This window comes from Mesorhizobium sp. B3-2-1 (assembly GCF_006439515.1).
Classification (GTDB): domain Bacteria; phylum Pseudomonadota; class Alphaproteobacteria; order Rhizobiales; family Rhizobiaceae; genus Mesorhizobium.
In genome coordinates this window covers 60,609-79,892 of sequence record NZ_VFTI01000029.1, presented here as the reverse complement: position 1 = coordinate 79,892, position 19,284 = coordinate 60,609, and the positions used below count along the sequence as shown (strand labels likewise).

Annotated in this window: 17 protein-coding genes and 1 pseudogene; 6 read left to right on the top strand and 12 right to left on the bottom strand. The window is 64.0% G+C overall.

The genetic code is table 11. The features are described 5' to 3' along the window. Window positions 1–69: 69 nt before the first annotated feature. Window positions 70–198 carry a type II toxin-antitoxin system HicB family antitoxin gene (locus tag FJW08_RS25500; RefSeq protein ID WP_246682561.1) on the top strand — a complete coding sequence of 43 codons (129 nt, stop codon included), beginning with the start codon at window positions 70–72 and terminating at the stop codon, window positions 196–198. 141 nt (window positions 199–339) lie between these two features. Here FJW08_RS25500 and FJW08_RS25495 read toward each other — a convergent pair whose 3' ends face one another. Then, entirely contained in the window at window positions 340–630 is a 291-nt protein-coding gene (locus tag FJW08_RS25495) for a DUF1127 domain-containing protein (RefSeq protein WP_140756632.1), read from the bottom strand. Window positions 631–901: 271 nt separating this feature from the next. Between FJW08_RS25495 and FJW08_RS25490 the strand changes: the two genes are divergently transcribed. The 3 genes from FJW08_RS25490 to FJW08_RS25480 all read left to right on the top strand — a co-directional run bounded on the left by FJW08_RS25490 (window position 902) and on the right by FJW08_RS25480 (window position 4,699). Then, complete coding sequence (locus FJW08_RS25490) at window positions 902–1,858, top strand: LysR substrate-binding domain-containing protein (protein WP_140756630.1); 957 nt, start codon at window positions 902–904, stop codon at window positions 1,856–1,858. Between the two features lie 72 nt (window positions 1,859–1,930). Then, entirely contained in the window at window positions 1,931–3,577 is a 1,647-nt protein-coding gene (gene xseA / locus FJW08_RS25485; RefSeq protein ID WP_140812774.1) for an exodeoxyribonuclease VII large subunit, read from the top strand. A gap of 3 nt (window positions 3,578–3,580) precedes the next feature. Further along, entirely contained in the window at window positions 3,581–4,699 is a 1,119-nt protein-coding gene (locus FJW08_RS25480) for a P1 family peptidase (protein ID WP_140812773.1), read from the top strand. A gap of 66 nt (window positions 4,700–4,765) precedes the next feature. Here the strand turns inward: FJW08_RS25480 and FJW08_RS25475 are convergent, their stop codons facing one another. The 9 genes and pseudogenes from FJW08_RS25475 to FJW08_RS25435 all read right to left on the bottom strand — a co-directional run bounded on the left by FJW08_RS25475 (window position 4,766) and on the right by FJW08_RS25435 (window position 14,479). Further along, on the bottom strand, window positions 4,766–5,017 hold the full coding sequence (locus FJW08_RS25475; protein WP_140756624.1) for a DUF768 domain-containing protein: 252 nt from the start codon (window positions 5,015–5,017) through the stop codon (window positions 4,766–4,768). 406 nt (window positions 5,018–5,423) lie between these two features. Next, a complete protein-coding gene (locus tag FJW08_RS25470) occupies window positions 5,424–6,113 on the bottom strand; it encodes an SDR family NAD(P)-dependent oxidoreductase (protein ID WP_140812772.1) in 690 nt (229 codons plus the stop codon). A 286-nt stretch (window positions 6,114–6,399) separates the two neighbouring features. Continuing rightward, window positions 6,400–7,419 carry an isopenicillin N synthase family oxygenase gene (locus FJW08_RS25465; RefSeq protein ID WP_140812771.1) on the bottom strand — a complete coding sequence of 340 codons (1,020 nt, stop codon included), beginning with the start codon at window positions 7,417–7,419 and terminating at the stop codon, window positions 6,400–6,402. 252 nt (window positions 7,420–7,671) lie between these two features. Next, a pseudogene (locus FJW08_RS25460) lies at window positions 7,672–7,839 on the bottom strand (ornithine cyclodeaminase); the annotation flags it as partial. 106 nt (window positions 7,840–7,945) lie between these two features. Beyond that, window positions 7,946–8,842 (bottom strand): dihydrodipicolinate synthase family protein, encoded by an 897-nt coding sequence (locus tag FJW08_RS25455; RefSeq protein WP_181183045.1) that lies wholly within the window; start codon window positions 8,840–8,842, stop codon window positions 7,946–7,948. Window positions 8,843–8,867: 25 nt separating this feature from the next. Then, on the bottom strand, window positions 8,868–10,940 hold the full coding sequence (locus FJW08_RS25450) for an ABC transporter ATP-binding protein (RefSeq protein WP_181183044.1): 2,073 nt from the start codon (window positions 10,938–10,940) through the stop codon (window positions 8,868–8,870). Beyond that, window positions 10,940–11,842 (bottom strand): oligopeptide ABC transporter permease, encoded by a 903-nt coding sequence (gene opp4C, locus FJW08_RS25445; RefSeq protein WP_140812769.1) that lies wholly within the window; start codon window positions 11,840–11,842, stop codon window positions 10,940–10,942. The genes FJW08_RS25450 and opp4C overlap by 1 nt, the downstream gene beginning before the upstream one ends. Beyond that, complete coding sequence (locus FJW08_RS25440; protein WP_140812768.1) at window positions 11,835–12,791, bottom strand: ABC transporter permease; 957 nt, start codon at window positions 12,789–12,791, stop codon at window positions 11,835–11,837. Before FJW08_RS25440 ends, opp4C begins: the two co-directional genes overlap by 8 nt. Window positions 12,792–12,877: 86 nt before the next feature. After that, window positions 12,878–14,479, bottom strand: a complete 1,602-nt coding sequence (locus tag FJW08_RS25435; RefSeq protein WP_181183043.1) for an ABC transporter substrate-binding protein — start codon at window positions 14,477–14,479, stop codon at window positions 12,878–12,880. A gap of 209 nt (window positions 14,480–14,688) precedes the next feature. Between FJW08_RS25435 and nanR the strand changes: the two genes are divergently transcribed. After that, window positions 14,689–15,399, top strand: a complete 711-nt coding sequence (gene nanR, locus FJW08_RS25430) for a transcriptional regulator NanR (protein ID WP_181178358.1) — start codon at window positions 14,689–14,691, stop codon at window positions 15,397–15,399. Window positions 15,400–15,533: 134 nt separating this feature from the next. On the opposite strand, the gene FJW08_RS25425 is transcribed toward nanR, so the two are convergent. Beyond that, complete coding sequence (locus FJW08_RS25425) at window positions 15,534–16,880, bottom strand: FAD-binding oxidoreductase (protein ID WP_140812766.1); 1,347 nt, start codon at window positions 16,878–16,880, stop codon at window positions 15,534–15,536. A 305-nt stretch (window positions 16,881–17,185) separates the two neighbouring features. Further along, a complete protein-coding gene (gene uxuA / locus FJW08_RS25415) occupies window positions 17,186–18,370 on the bottom strand; it encodes a mannonate dehydratase (protein WP_140812765.1) in 1,185 nt (394 codons plus the stop codon). A gap of 98 nt (window positions 18,371–18,468) precedes the next feature. On the opposite strand from uxuA, the gene FJW08_RS25410 reads away from it, so the two are divergent. After that, on the top strand, window positions 18,469–19,254 hold the full coding sequence (locus FJW08_RS25410) for an SDR family oxidoreductase (protein WP_140756605.1): 786 nt from the start codon (window positions 18,469–18,471) through the stop codon (window positions 19,252–19,254). Window positions 19,255–19,284 lie beyond the last annotated feature (30 nt).

The following is a 19,284-nucleotide window of genomic DNA, read 5'->3' as shown; positions in this document are numbered from 1 at the left end:
GTCACGGTGGCGCGGGACCAACGCCCAATCAGCTCCTAAACTGATTCAACGCAATCGTGAGGTTGCCTGATGAGCGACGGTGAGACTCCCGAAGAGGCCGTCGCAAATGTTCAAGATGCCATAGCGTCCTGGATAGAGGCCGCGCATGATCTCGGCAGATCGATACCAAAGCCGTCGCGAAAGCTGGCATTCGCCTGAGCAAAAAGAAAAGCCCGGTCCTTGGGAGGACCGGGCAGCGTGCAGGCAGGCCGGCGGGGAACCGGCAGGGAGTGGGGAGCCTGCATGAACCTTGGTCGCGCTGAACCGTAAAAAGGTTCAACTGAACCGAAACTCAGCCAATCAAGCCACCTTGCGGGCGATGTCCTCGATCGTTTCCACGCGATCGCTGGCGATTTCGCGCAACCTCGCCGTCGGGTCGCGGCCAAACGGCACGCCGATTGCGACATGCAGGTCGGCGCGCGTCAGGCCGATATCGGCGAGCTCGGCGTCCGACATCTCGCCAAGACGGTAGAAAGCGCGGCGATTTTTCCAGGCGCGATAGGCGTTGGAGATGGTGTTGGCCACGCGCGTCGCAACGGCCGGACGCGAGGTGATGCGCGAGGTCTCGGTGGCGAAATCGATCGTGGTCATGTCGGTCTCCTTCAGACTGCCGCATGACCCCGAACCGGAGGTTCGGAAAAGGATCATGCGCAAAAACAAGGGCTACAGCGTCCTTTGCGCGTCCAAAGGACGGCGACGCTGTAGGGCGGATGAAACCCGACGATCGGCGCTGATGACAGCGGCCGTTCCGGCTTCGATTCACATGCCTTCATGTGGACAATGCCAATTTGCCATCGACCGATTGATTAATCCAACGAATGTTTTTAATCTTTGGCATCAACACTCGTGATGGATCACATCGATGAAAGCACCGCTCGATCTCGATCAATTGCAGACCTTCATCTCGATTGCCGATACCGGCAGCTTCACGCGCGCAGCGGAAGAAGTGCACCGCACCCAGTCGGCGGTGTCGATGCAGATGCGCCGGCTGGAGGAGCGGATCGGCAAGCCGCTGTTCGAGAAGGAGGGGCGCAGCAACAGGCTGACCGAGGAAGGCGACAAGCTGCTCTCCTACGCAAGGCGGCTGCTCTATCTCAACCGCGAGACGCTCGCCGCCTTCGACGACCAGCGGCTCGAAGGCACGATCCGCATCGGCACGCCGGACGACTATGCGGACCGTTTCCTGCCGGAGATCATGGCACGCTTCACGCGCTCCAATCCGCGCGTCGAACTGACCGTCATCTGCGAGCCGACGCCGGGGCTGGTCGAACACATCAAGCGCGGCAATCTCGACCTGGCACTGGTGACGCACAACGACGTGCGCGGCCAATCGGAGGTGGTGCGGCGTGAACCGCTGCTGTGGGTCTCCTCGGCCAATCACGCAACGCACGAGCAGGAAATCCTGCCGATGGCCTTCGGCCGGCCGAACTGCATCTGGCGGCGCGCCGCCGTCGACGTGCTGGACCAGCAGAACCGCGACTACCGCATCCTGTTCACCAGCTTCTCTGCGACGGTGATCACCGCCGCCGTGCTGTCCGGACTGGCAATCTCGGTGCTACCGGAATGCGCGCTCAGGCCCGGGATGCGGGTGCTGGGCGAAGCCGACGGCTTCGGCGCCCTGCCCGACTGCCGCATCGGCATCATGCGCGGCCAGACCTCGCGACCGGAGATCGTCGATGCGCTTGCCCGCCATATTTCGGAAAGCCTGGACAACATCTCGATCCCGCTTGGCGAGGAGACGGGAACGTTCGACTTCGCGGCACTCGCCTTCGCCAAGATGAAGCGGAGCAAGCCGAACCAGATCCTGCCAGGCTGGTAGGATGCGGGTCATGACTATCGGGGCTGACATGGCCGCCTTGACGTCGGCGCCCAACCAGCCCCCAATCGGCAGATGAGCGAAGCAGCATCCGAATCACGCACCAACGCCACCGAATACACGGTGAGCGAAATATCAGGCGCGCTGAAGCGCACGGTCGAGGACGTCTTCGGCAATGTGCGGGTGCGCGGTGAAATCTCGGGCTATCGCGGGCCGCATTCCTCCGGTCATGCCTATTTCGCGCTGAAGGACGACCGCGCCCGGCTCGACGCCGTGGTCTGGAAAGGCACGATGAGCCGACTGAAATTCCGTCCCGAGGAAGGGATGGAAGTGATCGCCACCGGCAAGCTCACCACCTATCCCGGCAAGTCCAACTACCAGATCGTCATCGACAATCTGGAACCGGCCGGCGCCGGGGCGCTGATGGCGCTGCTGGAGGAGCGCAAGCGCCGGCTGCAGGCGGAAGGGCTTTTCGAAGCGGGCCGCAAACGCCGGCTGCCATTCATGCCGCGCACCATCGGCGTCGTCACATCGCCGACCGGGTCCGTCATCCGCGACATCATCCACCGCATCAAGGACCGTTTTCCGCTGCATGTGCTGGTCTGGCCGGTGCGCGTGCAGGGTGACACGGCGAGTGCGGAAGTGACCAATGCCGTCACCGGCTTCAACGCCCTGGCATGGGACAGCCCGATCCAGCGCCCCGATTTGCTGATCGTCGCGCGCGGCGGCGGCAGCCTGGAAGATCTATGGGGCTTCAACGACGAGACACTCGCCCGTGCCGTCGCCGCATCGGGCATTCCGGTGATTTCGGCCGTCGGGCACGAAACCGACTGGACGCTGATCGACCTCGTCGCGGATGTGCGGGCGCCGACACCGACGGGCGCGGCCGAAATCGCCGTGCCGGTGAAGGCTGACCTCGAAGCGACGCTGGCCAGCCTCGGCGCACGGCTCAAGGCCGCGGTGCTGCGCAATTTCGAACGCAAGCGGCAGGCAGCCCGTGCGGCGGCGCGTGCGCTGCCCTCGCCCGATCAATTGCTGGCGCTGCCGCGCCGGCGCCTGGACGAGGCGACATCGAGGCTCGGTCGTGGCCTGATGGTTTCCACCGAGCGCAAGCGGGCACGGTTCTTCGCCGTAAAATTGACGCCGGCAATGCTGTCGCAGCGGATTGCCGAGGCGCGGCGCACCAACGACCGTAACCTTTTGCGCGCGCAAGGGGCCCTGCGCACTCTGGCGAGAAGCCGGCGCGCGGAGCTCAATCGTGCCGCGGATCAGTTGCCAAAATGCGCCATGGCGTCGTTGCAGCGGCACAGGCAGCAACTGGCTTTGCTCCAGGGCCGCATCACGATCGAGCCGACAGCCCGGCGGCAACGTGTGCAGAGGGATTTGCTGACGGCTTTGACGAGACGGGGCGGCCAGGCGATGCTGCTCAGGCTGGAGCGATTGCGCGGCCGCATCGTCCAGGCCGACCGGCTGATGGCGACGCTTTCGCACAAGGCCGTCCTGGCACGCGGTTTCGCGCTGGTGAAGGATGCCGACGGCGCCGTCATCAAGCAGGCCGCCGACGTGGCGTCTGGGATGGCGCTTTCGCTGGAGTTCGCCGATGGCACGGCGGACGCGGTGGCGACCAGCGGCGCGGCGCGGCCAAAGCCGGCTGCTAGGCCCGCAGGCAAGGCCCCAGTTGCCAAGACGAGGGAACCCGGCGATCAGGGATCATTGTTCTAAGGCATGACCGACAATCCGCACCATCTGGCAACGCCGTCCGGCAAGCCGCGCGCGCGAAGCTTCAATATCGGCTTCGACGGAACGCCTGGGCCGTTCAACGCGATCACCGACGTGCCCGGCGTCGCGGTCGGCTATGCGACGCTGATATCGGGCGATGGTCCGCTCAGCGTCGGCAAGGGACCGGTCCGCACCGGTGTCACAGCGATCCTGCCCAGGTTGCGCGCCGAGCTGGCGACGCCGGTTTTCGCCGGCATTTTCAGCCAGAACGGCAATGGCGAGCTGACCGGCTCGCACATCATCGAGGAAACCGGCGCCTTCAACTTCCCGATCACCATCACCAACACGCATTCCTGCGGGGTTTCGCGTGACGGCACGCTGCGCTGGATGAACCAAGTGCTGCCGGCGGCCGTCGACAGCGCCTGGGGCTTGCCGGTGGCGGCGGAGACCTATGACGGGTTTCTGAACGACATCAACGGCCACCATCTGACATCGGAGCACGTCGCCGAAGCTCTAGACGGCGCCGCCGGCGGACCGGTCGAGGAAGGCAGTGTCGGCGGCGGCACCGGCATGATCACTTTCGGCTTCAAAGCCGGTTCCGGCACGGCCTCGCGCATCGTCGCATGGCAAGGGCGCACCTACACGGTCGGCTCCTTCGTGCAGTCGAATTTCGGCAAGCGGCGCAATTTCACCATTCGTGGCCTGCGTGCCGAATCCGAACTCACCGAGCCGGCGATCCGCGAAGCCACTTCGCGCGCGGAAAAGGGCTCAATCATCGCCGTCATCGCGACCGACGCGCCTTTCCTGCCGCACCAGATGAAGCGGCTGGCTCGCCGCGTGCCGCTCGGCGTCGCCATGACAGGCGGCTTCGGCTACCACAGTTCGGGCGACATTTTTCTCGCCTTCTCGACAGCGAATCCTGCCGCGGCGCTGGGGCTGACTGGCCGGATCGCCAGCGCCGATTTCATTCCCGATGTGGACATCGACCCGTTCTTCGATGCCGTGATCCAGACGGTGGAGGAATCGATTCTGAACGCTCTTGTCGCCAATCACGACATGACCGGTCGTGATGGCAATTTCGTGCCTGCCCTGCCGAAAGCGTGGCTCAAGGAAAGATTTGGCTGAGAAGGGTGGCTGAGACGAAAACGCGGGCCGAAGCCCGCGCAGCCAGACAGGATTGTCCCTGAAAATCTATTCCGCGGCCTCGCTGGAAGCCTGCTGGTTTTCGTCGGCCTCCGCCGCTTCCTCGAGCCGGGAAGCGATGAGTTCCTGGATGTCGCCGACTTCCTCCTGGATGTCCTCCAGCGGTATGCCGACCTCGGCCGCCTTGGCGGCGCATTCCTTGGCCAGTGTCTCGGCCTGCTTCTCGATCCTGGCGTGGGACTGGCAATGGACCTTTTCGCCGATCCATCCCCGCAAGAATTCGATCGCGTGTTCACTCATACTGCTGTTCCCTTGCGGCAAAGCCGGTTGGCAATCATAAACGTCGGCATCCCGCAAAGGATGCATGTTCCCATTCCAGCCGAGTCGCGGCCAGCCGGCAAGCCGAAGCTGTCCAGGGTCCACAGAGCCGAAGGAAATCGAGGGGTGAAGGACATTTTCTGATTCTGAAGGACTGTACCGTTGGCGGGATCGGCCCGCTCCGAGCAATTGCTTCTACCTTTTACGGCTTCCAGTCCGTTTCGTATCTCAACGGCTGTCGCTACAGCCGCCTTATGACGTTACGCTTCAAGGCACGAGCCATCGAAGCCGCCGCTATATAGTGACATCCTCATGCGATGTCGACTCTCCTCGAGGTCGTGCATATGAGCCATGCGAAAGTCACATCGATCATCAAACCAATTCCGGGTCAGAAGGTCTCCACCCACGGCCTGAGCTCCATTTCCCAGGTCCAGGCGCTGCGATGCTGGCGATGGATGGCGAGATAGGCCTCGGCGATCGCGTCCGGCGACAGCCGGCGATCTTGCGGTTCGGACTCCTGGTCGGAAACGGCCGAGGCAATGGCGCCGTCGATGATGAAATGCGCGACGTGGATGTTCTTTGGCGCCAGTTCGCGGGCCATTGACTGCGCCAGTCCGCGCAATCCGAATTTGGGCATCGCAAAGCCGGCGGAACCGGCGAACCCCTTCACGCTTGCCGTCGCTCCGGTGAAGAGGATCGACCCCGCCCCTCGAGCAATAAGCCGGCGGGCTGCCTGCTGAGCCACCAGGAATCCGCCATAAGCCCCAACCAGCAACGCCTGACGGACCGCCTCGGGATCGAGCTCCGCGATCGGACCGCGGGCGCGTCCGCTGGCGTTGAAAACCAGCAGGGAAAGCGGACCAGCCTTGTCGGCGACATTGAACAGACCCTCCACCGACGCTGGATCCGAGACGTCCGTCGCCACGGCTTGCGCGCCGGTCTGCGCCCGCAATGCATCGAGCTTCTCGATGTTTCGGGCGGCCAGGACGACGTGGAATCCTTCCCTGGCGAGAAGACGCGCGAGCGAGGCGCTCAAACCGGAGCCCGCCCCGGCAATGACGGCGACGTTGGATGTCATGAGACCTCTCCTTCTTCCACTGATTGCAACGGCTGGCACCTGTTGAACCCTGCCGGATCACAGCCGCGGCGGCAACGCGCAGGCGGAAAGAAAAATGGCCGGGCGCGAAACGGCCCGGCCAAAAAGAAGGTCATAACCTTCAGAGGGGAACACCGTTCAGCGAAATGGGAGGAAAACACCGAACGGGTTTTCAGATTTTGGACCGATCCTTGTGCGTATACGACGAATGATTTTCCAAAATCAGCCGGAATTACGAAAAATCCCGTTCGTTCTTGCTTCAACTGGCTCAACCCGCCCCAGTTTCCGGCCCCAGCAGGTCGGCGTAATGGCGGCGCGCGACGTCAGGGTGCGAGCGCAACCGGCTTTTGAGCACATTGGTTCCGACATCGCGAAACAGCGGATTGTCCGGATCGCTGGCCGGCCCGCGCGCCCGCGCCGCCAATTCCTCCGGCAATCCGAGCAGCGGTATCGTCGCGTCGAGTTTGGCGCTGAAGAAGAACGGCACCGAAATGCGTTCAATACCGACGGGCGGCGTCACGACGCGATGCACGGTGGCGCGCAAATAGCCGTTCGAGGCCAGTTCGAGCAATTCACCGATGTTGACGACGAGCGTGCCAGGAATGGGGTCCACATCCACCCAGCTGCCGTCATACTCGACCTGGAGCCCCTTGTTGTCATCCTGAAGCAGCAGCGTCAGGAAACCGCCATCCTTGTGCGCGCCGACACCCTGGTCGCCGCCGGTCGCCTCGCGGCCGGGGTAGCGCACGATCTTCATGCGATGGTTGGGCTGCTCACGGTAGATCAGGTCGAAGGCATCCTCGGGTTGGTCGAGCGACAGCGCGAAAGCTTTCAACAGCCGGATCGCCACTGCTGTTGCCTTGGCCTGCCAGGCAAGCAAGGCGGGTTTGAGCTCCGGCAACGCAGCGGGCCACTGGTTCGGCCCCTGCAGCCGCGTCCAGGCGGGAATTCCGGTGCCTTGCGCTATGGGCTGGCGCTCGACCCCGATGTCGAGCTGTTCGCGCCAGTCCGCCTTGCCCTTGGTCAGCTCGCCGCCGGCGCGCGTATAGCCGCGGAACTGCGAGGACTTGACCATTTCGATCGCGAGCTTGTCGGCCTCGGCCAAGGCAAAGAAGCGGCGCGATGCGGTGAGCACTTCGCTGATCTCCGCCCAGGAGATGCCATGTCCGGCCAGATAGAAAAAGCCGATGTCGCGCGAAGCTGAACGCAGATCCGCCAGGAACGTCCGGTGCTCCGAGGCGCCTTGCTCAAAGCGGCTCAGATCGAGCACGGGTACTATTCTGGGCATATCAGGCTCCTTCCTGGTTTCTGCGGATGTGTGCCCATTCGCAAACCAGTCCCGTTGGACATGCGTGCACTCTTCGGCAGTCACAACCGCCAGCAATGCCCGCAAGTCTCATCGACTCCAGATTGCCAAGAAAGAAACGATCGGCCCTTCGAGGCCGCCGCGGCGAACAATTTTTCCACGCACGCTGGCTGGCTGACAACGACCGCGATCATTCGACAGATACGGACCGCCGGCAGGCGCGCGACCAATACCCTATTGGGCTGCCCTCAAGAGCATGCCGAAGAGGTCGCGCGGCTCGTCGGGATCGGCCAGCATGTCGAGTTCCTGGTAGAGGCCGGTCGAGGTCGGCTGGTGCCTGATATAACGCAGCGCCGAAAAGTCCTCGATGGCGAAGCCGACCGAATCGAACAGCGTAATCTGGCCGGCATCCCGCGCGAACGTGACGCCGCGACCATCGCGCAGATCCGCAAGCTGCGTTTTTCGCCGCTCAGCGTGGCACCCGCTTCTGTGGTGAAGGAGCCGCGCCTCACGCCAGCCACTCCTTGATCGCCGGGCGGGCAAGCACCGCACGCATGCGGTCCTCGGCATCGGCGACAGCCAGCGCCATCGGCGCGCGGGTCGGGCCGCAATCGACGCCGATGACGCGGAAGGCCGCCTTCATGCCCGGCAGGACGCCGGTCTCCAGCAGCGCCTCGACGAAGTCCTGCGACACCATCTGCAGCGCCTTCGCCCGTGAAAGATCGCCAGCGCGGACCGCCTGGTCGATCGCCACGTAGAGCCTGCCGAGCAGATTGTAGGTGGTGCCGATGCCGCCTTCGGTGCCGAGCATGCCGGCGGAGGCATAGATCTCATCGAAGCCGTAGTAGAAGAGCTTTTGCGGCTGCCGCTTGCGCAGCAGGGAATATTTGAACAGGTCGGTGGAGGTGAACTTGATGCCGACGACATTGTTGAGATCGAGCAGCCGGACCAGCAAGGCAAGCGGCAGTGGCCGGCCGGTGCGCAAGGGGATCTCGTAGACGATCAGCGGCAAGTCCGTTGCCGCCGCCAGTCCCTGGTAGTAGCCGAAGACTTCCTCGTCGGAGAACGGGTAGGAATGCGGCGGCAGCGCCGACAGCGCGTGATAGCCGAGCTTCTGCGCCTGCCGCGCCAGGCGGATGGAATCGCGCAGGTTCGGCATGCCGACATGGGCGATCAGCTTGACGCCACTCAAGGCGGCGCCGGCGAAAACCACCTCTTGCTGCGCCAACAATTCGTCCACCGTCAGCAAGCCGGATTCGCCGCTGCTGCCACCGACATAGAGACCGGCCAGCCCTTGGCGCAGCACATAGTCGTTGATGTTGCGCTGGCGTTGCGGATCGAACTCGCCGGCATCGCTCAGTCCGGTCATCAAGGCGGCATACATGCCCGCCAATTGCTTGGTCATTGGGATCCTCGGTTTTCCAGATTTGTCATGATGTGGCTTCACCAGCGTGGTGGCAGGCGACAAGATGGCGGCCGGTGACGGCGGAGCCGAAATCGCGCTGTGCCGGATCGACCTTGGTGCAGATCTCGGTCGCCAGCGGGCAGCGTGGATGGAAATGGCAGCCGAGCGGCGGCTTCGACGGGTCGGGCACGCCACCGCCAAGCACGATGCGGCGGCGTGTGCCGCCGGCCTTGGGATCGGGCGCCGGGATCGCCGACAGAAGCGCGCGCGTATAGGGATGTAGTGGTGCGCCAAACACCGCTGGCGTGGTGCCGATCTCGACGATGCGGCCGAGATACATCACCGCGACCCGGTCGCTGAGATAGCGGATCATCGACAGATCGTGGCCGACGAACAGATAGGTCAGGCCGAGGCGCGCCTTGAGGTCGTCGAGCAGATTGACGATCTGCGCCTGGATCGAGACGTCGAGCGCCGAGATCGGTTCGTCGGCAATGATGAATTTGGGATTGGCGGCAAGCGCGCGGGCAATGCCGACGCGCTGGCGCTGGCCGCCGGAGAGCTCGAACGGATAGCGGTTGCGCAGCGCTTCCCGGAGACCGACCAGCGCCAGCAACTCGCTGACACGGGCATCGCGCGAGGCGCGCGTGCCGATCTTCTGCGCACGCAACCCTTCGCCGATGATGCGCCCGACGGTCATGCGCGGGTTGAGCGAGCCGAACGGGTTCTGGAACACCATCTGCATGTCGCGGCGGCGCTGCTTCAGCTCCTCGCCGGTCGCGCCCGCATAGTCCCTGCCTTCGAACACGATGCTGCCGGCGCTTGGGCGCTCCAGGCCCAGCACGGCGCGGCCGGTCGTCGACTTGCCGCAGCCGCTTTCGCCGACCAGCGCCAGCGTCTCGCCGCGCATCACCTCGAAGCTGACGCCGTCGACGGCGTGCACCGCGCCGACCTGCCGTCGCAGGACCCCGCGCCGGATCGGGAAATGCACTTTGAGGTCCGTGACGGTGAGCAGCGGTTCCTGCTCCGGTACCGTCACGGCGGGCTTGTCCGCAGCGGCCGTGCTCATGCGCGGCATCCGCTCCACTTCCCGCCAGTGCCAGCACGCAGTGGTGTGGCCGGCACCGGCACCTTCCAGCGCCGGCTTTGCCTCGCGGCAGCGCGTCTCGGCATAGTCGCAGCGCGGGGCGAATGCGCAAAAGGTCGGCGCCAGCGTGACATTGGGCGGCGCGCCCTTGATCGGCACCAGCCTGGTGTTTGCCGCCGTCGGCGACGGGATCGAGTTGAGCAGGCCGATCGTATAGGGATGCTTGGTTGCCGAAAACAAATCGCCGACCGGCGCGCTTTCGATGATCGAGCCGGCATACATCACCGCGACGCGATCGACGAAGCCGGCGACGAGGCTGAGGTCGTGGCTGATCCAGATGATTGCCATGCCGAGCTGCTTCTGCAGGCGCACGACAAGTTCGACGATCTGCGCCTGGATGGTGACGTCGAGCGCCGTCGTCGGTTCGTCGGCGACCAGGATCGAAGGCTTGCACACCAGCGCCATGGCGATGCCGATGCGCTGCAACTGGCCGCCCGAGAACTGGTGCGGAAACGCGCGCATGCGCTGCGGCGCGTTGGCGATGCCGACCAGCGCCAGCATGTCGAGCGCCTGGCGCTCGGCCTCGGCCGCGTTCAGGCCCTGGTGTTCGCGCAGCGCCTCGGTCAGTTGCAGGCCGATGGTCAGCACCGGGTTCAGCGACGACATCGGATCCTGGAAGATCATGGCGATGTCGCGGCCGCGTATCCGGCGCAGCTCGCTGTCGGGCATGGCCAGCAGATCGCGGCCACGAAACAGCGCGCGGCCCGCGGTGACGCGGGCCGGCGGCTTGCGGATCAGGCCCATCAGCGTCTGCACGGTGACCGACTTGCCGGAGCCGCTCTCGCCGACGATCGCCAGAGACTCGCCCTCGGCGAGCTCGAAGGAGACGTCGTTGACGGCATAGACGGAATTGCCGCGCGGGCCGAACTCGACGCTCAGCCCCTGCACGGAAAGCACCGCCTGCTGCCCGATCCCCTTCGCGGCCCTGTCGACGGCAAGCGTGTCGGCGGCCATCATTTGCCACCCATGATGTGCTGCGGATCGAGCGCATCGCGCAAGCCGTCGCCGACGAAGTTGATGCTGAGCACGGCCATGGCGATCATCGCGCCGGGCGGGATCCACATCCAGGGCTGGCTTTCCAGGATCGACAGCGTGCGGGCGTCGCGCAGCATGTTGCCCCAACTGGCGGCGGGCGCCTGCGCGCCAAGGCCGAGGAAGGAGAGCGAAGCTTCGAGCAGGATGACGGTCGCCACGTCGAGCGTGATCGCCACCAGGATCGGGCTCAGCACGTTGGGCAGGATGTGTTCGAGGATGATGACCGAGGGCGAGGTTCCTAACGAGCGAGCAGCCAGGATGAATTCCTGGTTGCGCAAGGCTAGGATCTCGCCGCGTGTCAGGCGGGCGATGGAGGGCCAGCTCAGCAGTCCGATCACCACCATGGTGTTGAAGATGCTGGGCCCGACGACCGCGACGAAAGCGATGATGATGACCAGCCGCGGGAAGGTCAGCACCATGTCGATCAGGCCCATCAGCAAGAGGTCGGCCTTGCCGCCGAAATAGCCGGCGACGCAGCCGATGAAGATGCCGATCGCGGCCGAGATCGCCACGGCGACGAAGCCGACCGTCAGCGAGATGCGGCCGCCATAGAGGATGCGGGCGAAGATGTCGCGACCGGTGCCGTCCGTGCCCAGCCAGTGGATGCCGCCGGGCGGCTGGTTCCGGCCCCTGAGGTCGATGTCGTTGGGGCCGTAGTGCGCGATCAGCGGCGCGAGCACGCAGGCGAGCACAATGATGGCGAGCATGATCAGGCCGAGGGTGGCAAGACGGTGGTGGAGGAAACGGCGCGCCGCCTCGCCCCACAGGCCGCGCGAGGCGCCGGCGGCGATCGTCATGTCGGCGGCGGTAGCGTCAGTCATAGCTCACCCTGGGGTCGAGCACGCTGTAGGCAAGGTCGGTGGCAAGGTTGGCCAGCATGACGATGAAGGCGGTGATCAGCACGTAGCCCATGATGACTGGGCTATCCCGGTTCACCACGGAATCGATGAACATCAGGCCGATGCCCGGCCACTGGAAGATGGTCTCGATCACCACCGAGCCGCCGAACAACGTCGGAAGCGCGAGGCCGAAGACGGTCACCAGCGGGATCAGCGCGTTGCGCAGGCCGTGGCGCAGCGTGATGGTGCGGGGTTTCAGGCCCTTGGCCTTGGCGGTGCGCATATAGCTCTGGTTCAGCACTTCGAGCATGCCGGCGCGGGCATAGCGCATGAAGATCGCGGCACGGAACAAGGCAAGTGCCGCCGCCGGCAGGATCAGGTGCCTGAGATTGTCGAGGAGCGAGAAGTTTTCACCAGCCGTGGAAATGCCCGACGACGGCAGCCAGCGCAGTTCCAGCGCAAAGACGTAGACGAGCAGCAGTCCCATGAAGAAGTCCGGGATCGAGACGCCGACAAAGCCCGCAAGCGTCAGCGAATAGTCGGTGAGCTTGTATTGCCTGAGCGCAGAGATCACGCCCAGCGTGGTGCCGATGACGAACGCGACGAGCAGTGCGACACCCATCAGCTCCAATGTCATCGGCAACCGCTCGACGATGATGTCGCCGACACTGCGGCCATTGACGAAGGAGCGGCCGAGATTGCCGTGCAGGATCTGGCCGATCCAGTTGAGGTACTGGATATAGACCGGCTGGTCGAGGCCGAGTTCGCCGCGCCGCATGGCGATCAGCTCCTCGCTCGACGGCGCCTCCGCCGTGATCATCGCCAGCACCGCGTCACCGGGCATGGCATGCGCGATGGCAAAGACGATGACGGTGACGCCGAACAGCACCGGGATGCTGAGCAAAAGTTTTCGCAGGAGATAGCTGAGCACCGGCCTCTCCTATGGCTAAAGGCGGTTCTGAGACAACGGATCGTGAGGCTCGTTCAGGGCCCCACGACCGGCAGGGATATCCGAGGCTATTTCGCCACCTCCCACTTCTCGACTTCGTTGTAGACGGGGTGATTGAAGATCACGAGCGGCTGTTCCTTGAAGTGCTGCGCCAGGCCGACGATGCGGTTGTTGAAGGCGAGCGGGCGCACCTCGTTCCAAAGCCAGGCCTTTGGCAGGTCCTGGTTGAGGATGCGCGAGGCCTCCTGATAGCTCGCCGCACGCGTGGCGCGGTCGTTGGACTCGAGTCCCTTGTTGAAGAGCTCGTCGACCTTGGGGTTGCAATAACCCATGGCGAGCGGCTTGGCGCCGCAGACGACCAGCGGCGAACCGAGCGAGGGATCGAGCCCCATGCCTTGTGCGAAGAAGCCCATCTGGAAGCTGCCGTCGGCATAGATCTGGTTGATCGCCGCCGGATCGAGCAGGCGCGGCTGGATGTTGACGCCGACGGCGGCCAGATAACTCTGGATGGCGGTGACGGTGTCGACGTTCATCTGGTCGGAATAATAGTAGATGAAGTCGACCGGTTGGCTCGCATCCCAGCCAGCGTCGGTGAGCAACTGCTTGGCCTTGTCGGGGTTGTAGTCGTAGGGTTCGAGGTCCTTGGCACGCGCCCAGTCCTGCGGGAACAGCGTGTTCAAGAGTTCGCCGGCGCCCTGCTTGACGGTCTCGATGATCGCCTTGCGGTCGATGGCATAGAGCATCGCCTGGCGCACGCGCACATCGGCGAAGCGCTTGTTCTCCAGGTTGAACTGCAGGTAGGTCGGCAGGCCGGCGGAGAATTTCGGCAGCACGGTCAGATAGTCGAGTTTTTGCAGCCGAGGCAGCTCGGAGATCGGCACGCCGCCGCCCTCATAGGACATGGCGTCGACCTCTTGCGTCTCCAGCGCGGCGATGATCGGCGGCACATCCTTGTAGATCTGGTAGATGATGCGGTCGAGCTTGGGCGCGCCGAGGAAATAGTCGGGATTGCGGTCGACCTCGACATACTGGTCGCTCTCATACTTCTTCCAGATGAACGGACCGGTGCCGACGCGGTTGACCCAGAAGGCATTGCCCTTGATGTCGGCGGGCGCGACCTTGCTCAGTATGTGCTCGGGAAAGATGCTGATCGCGATAAGCTGCAGCTCGACCCAGAGCGGCTTGGCGCTGTCGAGTTCAATCTGCACGGTCGCGTCGTCCAGCGTCTTCACCCCGGCAAGCGAGGTCGCCGAGCCATCCTGGAAGGCCTTGTATCCGGCTACGGCGGAAAGCTTCTGCGACCAGGGCGAGCCGACCTTCGGGTTGGCGTAGAGGTTGAGGCTGAACACTACGTCCTTGGCGGTGAAAGGCGTGCCGTCATGCCATTTGACGCCATGGCGCAGGTTGAAGACATAGGTCTTGCCGCCGTCCGACGTCTTCCAGCTCTCGGCCAGCATCGGCTGCACGCCGTCGCCCGTCCACTTGATGTGGACGAGGCCCTGCAGCACCGTCTCGTCGAGGCGGTGGCCGCAGGTGGTGTGCAGCGTGCTCATCTCGATACAGCCGGTACGCATGGCGGATCGGAACGTGCCGCCTCCTTCGGCCTTCACAGCGCCCGCGGCAAGCATGAGCGCCAGGGCCGGCAAAAGGCTGATCAGAAATCGTCTCATGGAATTCTCCTCCCTTCGATTGTGTCGGCCGGTTGCGGCTGACCTTGGAGCGCGCCTTCTCGCGGTCGCTTGGTCGCGGTTTCGCGTCCAGTCGCTCATTGGCGCGTAGCGACCTCCTCCCACCCTCGGTCGCACCAAACCCTGGCGATCCACAGCTGCTTGCCCGTGCTCGCTTGCGGCGCCTGGTCTAATAGCTTAAAAGGTAGACCATGCACAATATGCCGGTCCGAAAAAAATTGTCCGACGAAGTCCGTCTCCGCCTGGAGGCGATGATCCGCGACGAGGTCTATCCGGTCGGCGCTTCGCTGCCGTCCGAGCGCGAACTGATGTCGATGTTCGATGTTGGGCGCCCCTCGGTACGCGAGGCACTATTTGCACTGGAAAAGATGGGCCTTGTGCGCATCAACAGCGGCGAGCGGCCCAAGGTGACGCGGCCGACGTCGAAGAACATGCTGGAGCAACTAACAGGCACCGCACACTTACTGATGGACCAGCCCGACGGCATCGGCCATTTCGAACAACTGCGGCTGTTCCTCGAAGTCTCGATCGCACGCCATGCCGCCGAGGTGGCGACACGCCAGCAGATCGACGCGTTGGCGGCGGCACTTGCCGAAAACGAACGCGCCATTTCACGCGCCCGCGCCTTTGCCGTCACCGACGTCGCCTTTCACCGCGTGCTGACCGCGATCCCCGGGAATCCGATTTTTCTCGCCGCGCACGAAGCGCTGGTGGAGTGGCTGATCAACCAGCGCATCCACATGGCCAACACCGAGCTCGAAAACCGCATCAGTTTCGCCGGCCACAAGGCAGTCTTCGAAGCCATCGAGCGGCACGATCCGGAAGCCGCCGGCCAGGCGATGCGCGAGCATCTGGAAAACGCCCGGCGCAAGTTCAATTCCGGCCAGGCGAAACCAGATTAGCCGTCTCGCGGAGCCTGTACACCAGGCGAGGTCTAGAGCGGTTCAGCGTTTGATAGAATCGCCGAACCGCTCTAACTCTTTGTTTTCACGCAATTCCGGACAGAAAACCGCTACGCACTTTTCCTGGAATTGCTCTAAAGCGATGGCCCCATCCGCATCGGGCTGCCGTCGCTGAAACGGGATTGACGGAACCTGTGAAGGTTATGTCCAGTCTCGTTGCCCTGGATCAAGTCGGACAGGACGCGGCCCATGCCGGGCCCTATGCCAAAGCCGTGGCCGCTCATCCCTGTCGCGATGACGAGGCCCGGAACCGCAGCCGTACGATCCACGACGGGAACGGCATCCGGCATCGCATCGATCATACCGGCCCAGCTTGCCCTGAGCGGCACCGCCTCGAATTGCGGAAAAAGCTCCTTGAACCCACGATCGATGGCGCGAAGCGCCTTGGCCTCCGGGGCGGGATTGAGAACGCGCATCCGTTCGAACGGGCTTTCCTTATCGGCATCCCATTTGCGTGGGGTAGACCAGCTGTCCGGATATGCACGAGGCGCCGCCGGCAGGTAGCGCGTGCCGAAAGGATTTGCCTTCAGCGCGGGCAGGTATTTCGGTGCATGACGCAACGCATCCGGCCCGACATAGAGCAGGTGGCTGCCTCCCGCCGCCAGCGTGTATCCGCCGTCCTTTCTACGCCGGAAGGCGATGCGTTCGTCCGCGGCGGCGCCCGCATGGATTTCCGCCATCGGCGCGGTCGCCGCGACGGTCGTGCGGACACTGAGCTGCGGGATCGAGACGCCATGCGCGCGCAGGAACAGCGACGTCCAGGCGCCGCTTGCGACAAGCACGTTCGATGTGGCGATGCGGCCTCGTTCGGTCCAGACACCGCTGATGCGCCCCGCGGAGATATCGAGCATGCGTGCCGCACAGTTCTCGACGATCGTGACACCATGGCGAACGGCCAGGCGAGCAAGCGCCGGCACGGCGACCCAGGGCTCGGCACGCATGTCCGACGGCGTGGTCATGGCGCCCTTGAAGGGGCGTGACATGGCCGGGATCAGCCTGGCGGTCTCATCCCGGTCGAGGAGACGCGTGTCGACGCCATGGGCTTCGGCGATCTTCAGGAACTTGGCGAAATCAGCCATCTCCTTGTCGGTCCGCGCAAGATAGGTCACGCCGGTTTGCGTCAAGCCTATGTCCTCGCCGCACTCCTCGGCCAGTTGGCGCCAGAGACGCTGCGCTTCGATGACGATGGGCAGTTCGTCCGCGTCGCGGCCCTGCTGTCGGATCCAGCCCCAGTTGCGCGAGGACTGCTCCGCGGCGACACGTCCCTTCTCCAGCAAAGTCACCGGTATATAGCGCCGCGCCAGGAACAATGCCGCGGTCACGCCGATGATGCCACCGCCGACAATGACCACGTCCGCCGTCTTCGGCAGCGGCGCCTGAAACTCGATCGGGCTGGCTTCGGTGAAAGGGAAGATCGTCAAAGGGTTATCCTTTTTCATAAGCATGACCCTTAGCCGGTGGCGGGAAATTCGCCCGCCTTCATGGAGCGCTGGCCAAGCATGAAGTGCATCAACGATGCACTACACGACCGGTCTTGAAAATCTGCATGCCAGTTCAATGAAGTTGTTGACCATCCCCCGAAGGCCGCTTCTCGTCGTAGGGCCAGCCCCGGCCGCATCGACAATCGGATGGTTAGGCACGCGGATGCCGGACGAAACGAAGCGCCCGGTGCGTCTTGTCGCTACATCCCAGCGGAAGATCGCAAACGACTTATCGCCCGATGGCTTCAGGCCAGCCCGAACCGCTCCACGGCGCGCATGATGCCGCGCAATTCGGCGAGGCCTTTCAGCCGGCCGATGAGCGAATAGCCGGGGTTGAGCTTCTTCTTGCCGATGTCGTCGGCGAGCAGGTGCCCATGATCCGGCCGCATCGGAATCTGCCAGTCGGCGCGGCCTTCCCCGCGACGGCGCTTCTCTTCCTGCATCAGAGCGAGGATGACATGCGCCATGTCGGTGCCACCCTCCAGATGTTCGGCCTCGTAGAACGAGCCGTCCTCCTCGATGGTGATGTTGCGCAGATGGACGAAATGGATGCGGTCGGCGAATTCCTTGACCATGGCGACGATGTCGTTGTCGGCGCGCGTGCCGTAAGAGCCGGTGCAGAAGGTCAGCCCATTGGCAGGGCTGTCGACAGTGTTGAGGATGAAACGCGCATCGTCGGCCGTCGAAACGACGCGCGGCAGGCCATAGAGCGAGAAGGGCGGATCGTCGGGATGGATGCACATGCGCACCCCCGCCTCTTCGGCCGCCGGGATGATCTCGCGCAGGAACCAGGCGAGATTGTCGCGCAATTCCTTCGGCCCGATCGCATCGTATTCCGCCAGGGCCTCGCGGAAACTGTCCCTGTTATAGCTGCGCTCCGTCGCCGGCAGGCCGGCGATCAGGTTGCGCTCGATCTGGTCGATCTGCTCCGGCGTCAGCACCTTCAGCCGCTTCTCGGCCTCGGCGATACGCGCCGGCGTGTAGCTTGCCGCGCCATTCTTGCGCTGCAGGACAAAGAGATCATAGGCCGCAAAATCGATGGCGTCGAAACGCAAGGCATAGCCGGTTGTCGGCAGCCGGTAGGCCAGATCGGTGCGGGTCCAGTCGACCACCGGCATGAAATTGTAGCAGATCGTCTGGATGCCGGCCCTGGCGAGCGCGCGGATGCTGTCGCGATAGTAGCCGGCATAGCGCTCGCGCCCCGGCGCGCCGATCTTGAAGGAATTGTGGACCGGGATGCTCTCGACAACCGACCAGGTCAGCCCAGCCGCTTCGATGATACGCTTGCGCTCGAGCACATCGGCCTCGGGCCAGGCCCTGCCGTCATAGATCTGGTGAAGCGCTGAAACCACGCCGGTTGCGCCGGCTTGTTTGACATGTTCAAGCGTCACCGGATCATCGGGACCGTACCAGCGCCAACACTGTTCCATTGCCACTTCCTTTTTTGCGAGACCGGCAACCTATTGTTTGACCACGATGAGTGTCAAACTAAGAGCCGGTTTCGATGGCGAATGAAGGAGCTTCCACGATGAAGGATTTTGACGGCAAGGTGGCATTGGTGACAGGGACGACCGGTATCGGCCTGGCAACCGCCAAACGCCTTGCGGCGGGGGGTGCCGCGATCATCGCCTGCGGCGTCGACCGGGCAGCCAATGCCGCCATGCAGGAGAGCCTCGCCAAGGCCGGGGCGAAGGCACTGGTTCAGACCGTGGACGTCTCGGTTTCCGACCAGGTGCGCGACGCGGTCGCCGCCGGCGTGGCGAAATTCGGCGGCATCGATGTCATCGTCAATTCGGCGGCGGTGCACCCCTATGGAACAGCGACGACAACCGACTGGGAAACCTGGAACCGGGCGATGACCGTCAATGTCGGCTCGATCTATCTGACCGCCCATTTCGGCATCCCGGAAATGATCAAGCGGGGCGGCGGCGCCATCGTCAACGTCGCTTCGGTGCAGGGCTTCGCCTGCCAGCAGAACGTTGCCGCCTATGCCACGACCAAGGGCGCCATCCATACGCTGACGCGTTCGCTGGCGCTCGACTATGCCGCATCGGGCATAAGGGTCAATTCGGTCAGCCCGGGCTCGATCCGCACACCGATCCTCGAAAAGGCCGCGCGTGGCGACGGCGGCAGCGACGCAGATGTCGAAGAGGCCTACAGGCGGTTCGGCGCGGCCCATCCGCTCGGCCGTATCGGCGAGCCGGAAGAGGTGGCGGAACTCATCGCGTTCCTGTGTTCGTCGAAGGCCGGATTCTGCACCGGCGCCGACTACAAGATAGATGGCGGCCTCACCGCCGGCATCGGCGTGAAGTAGCGCCATGAAGTTCGGTCTTCGGGTCTATCG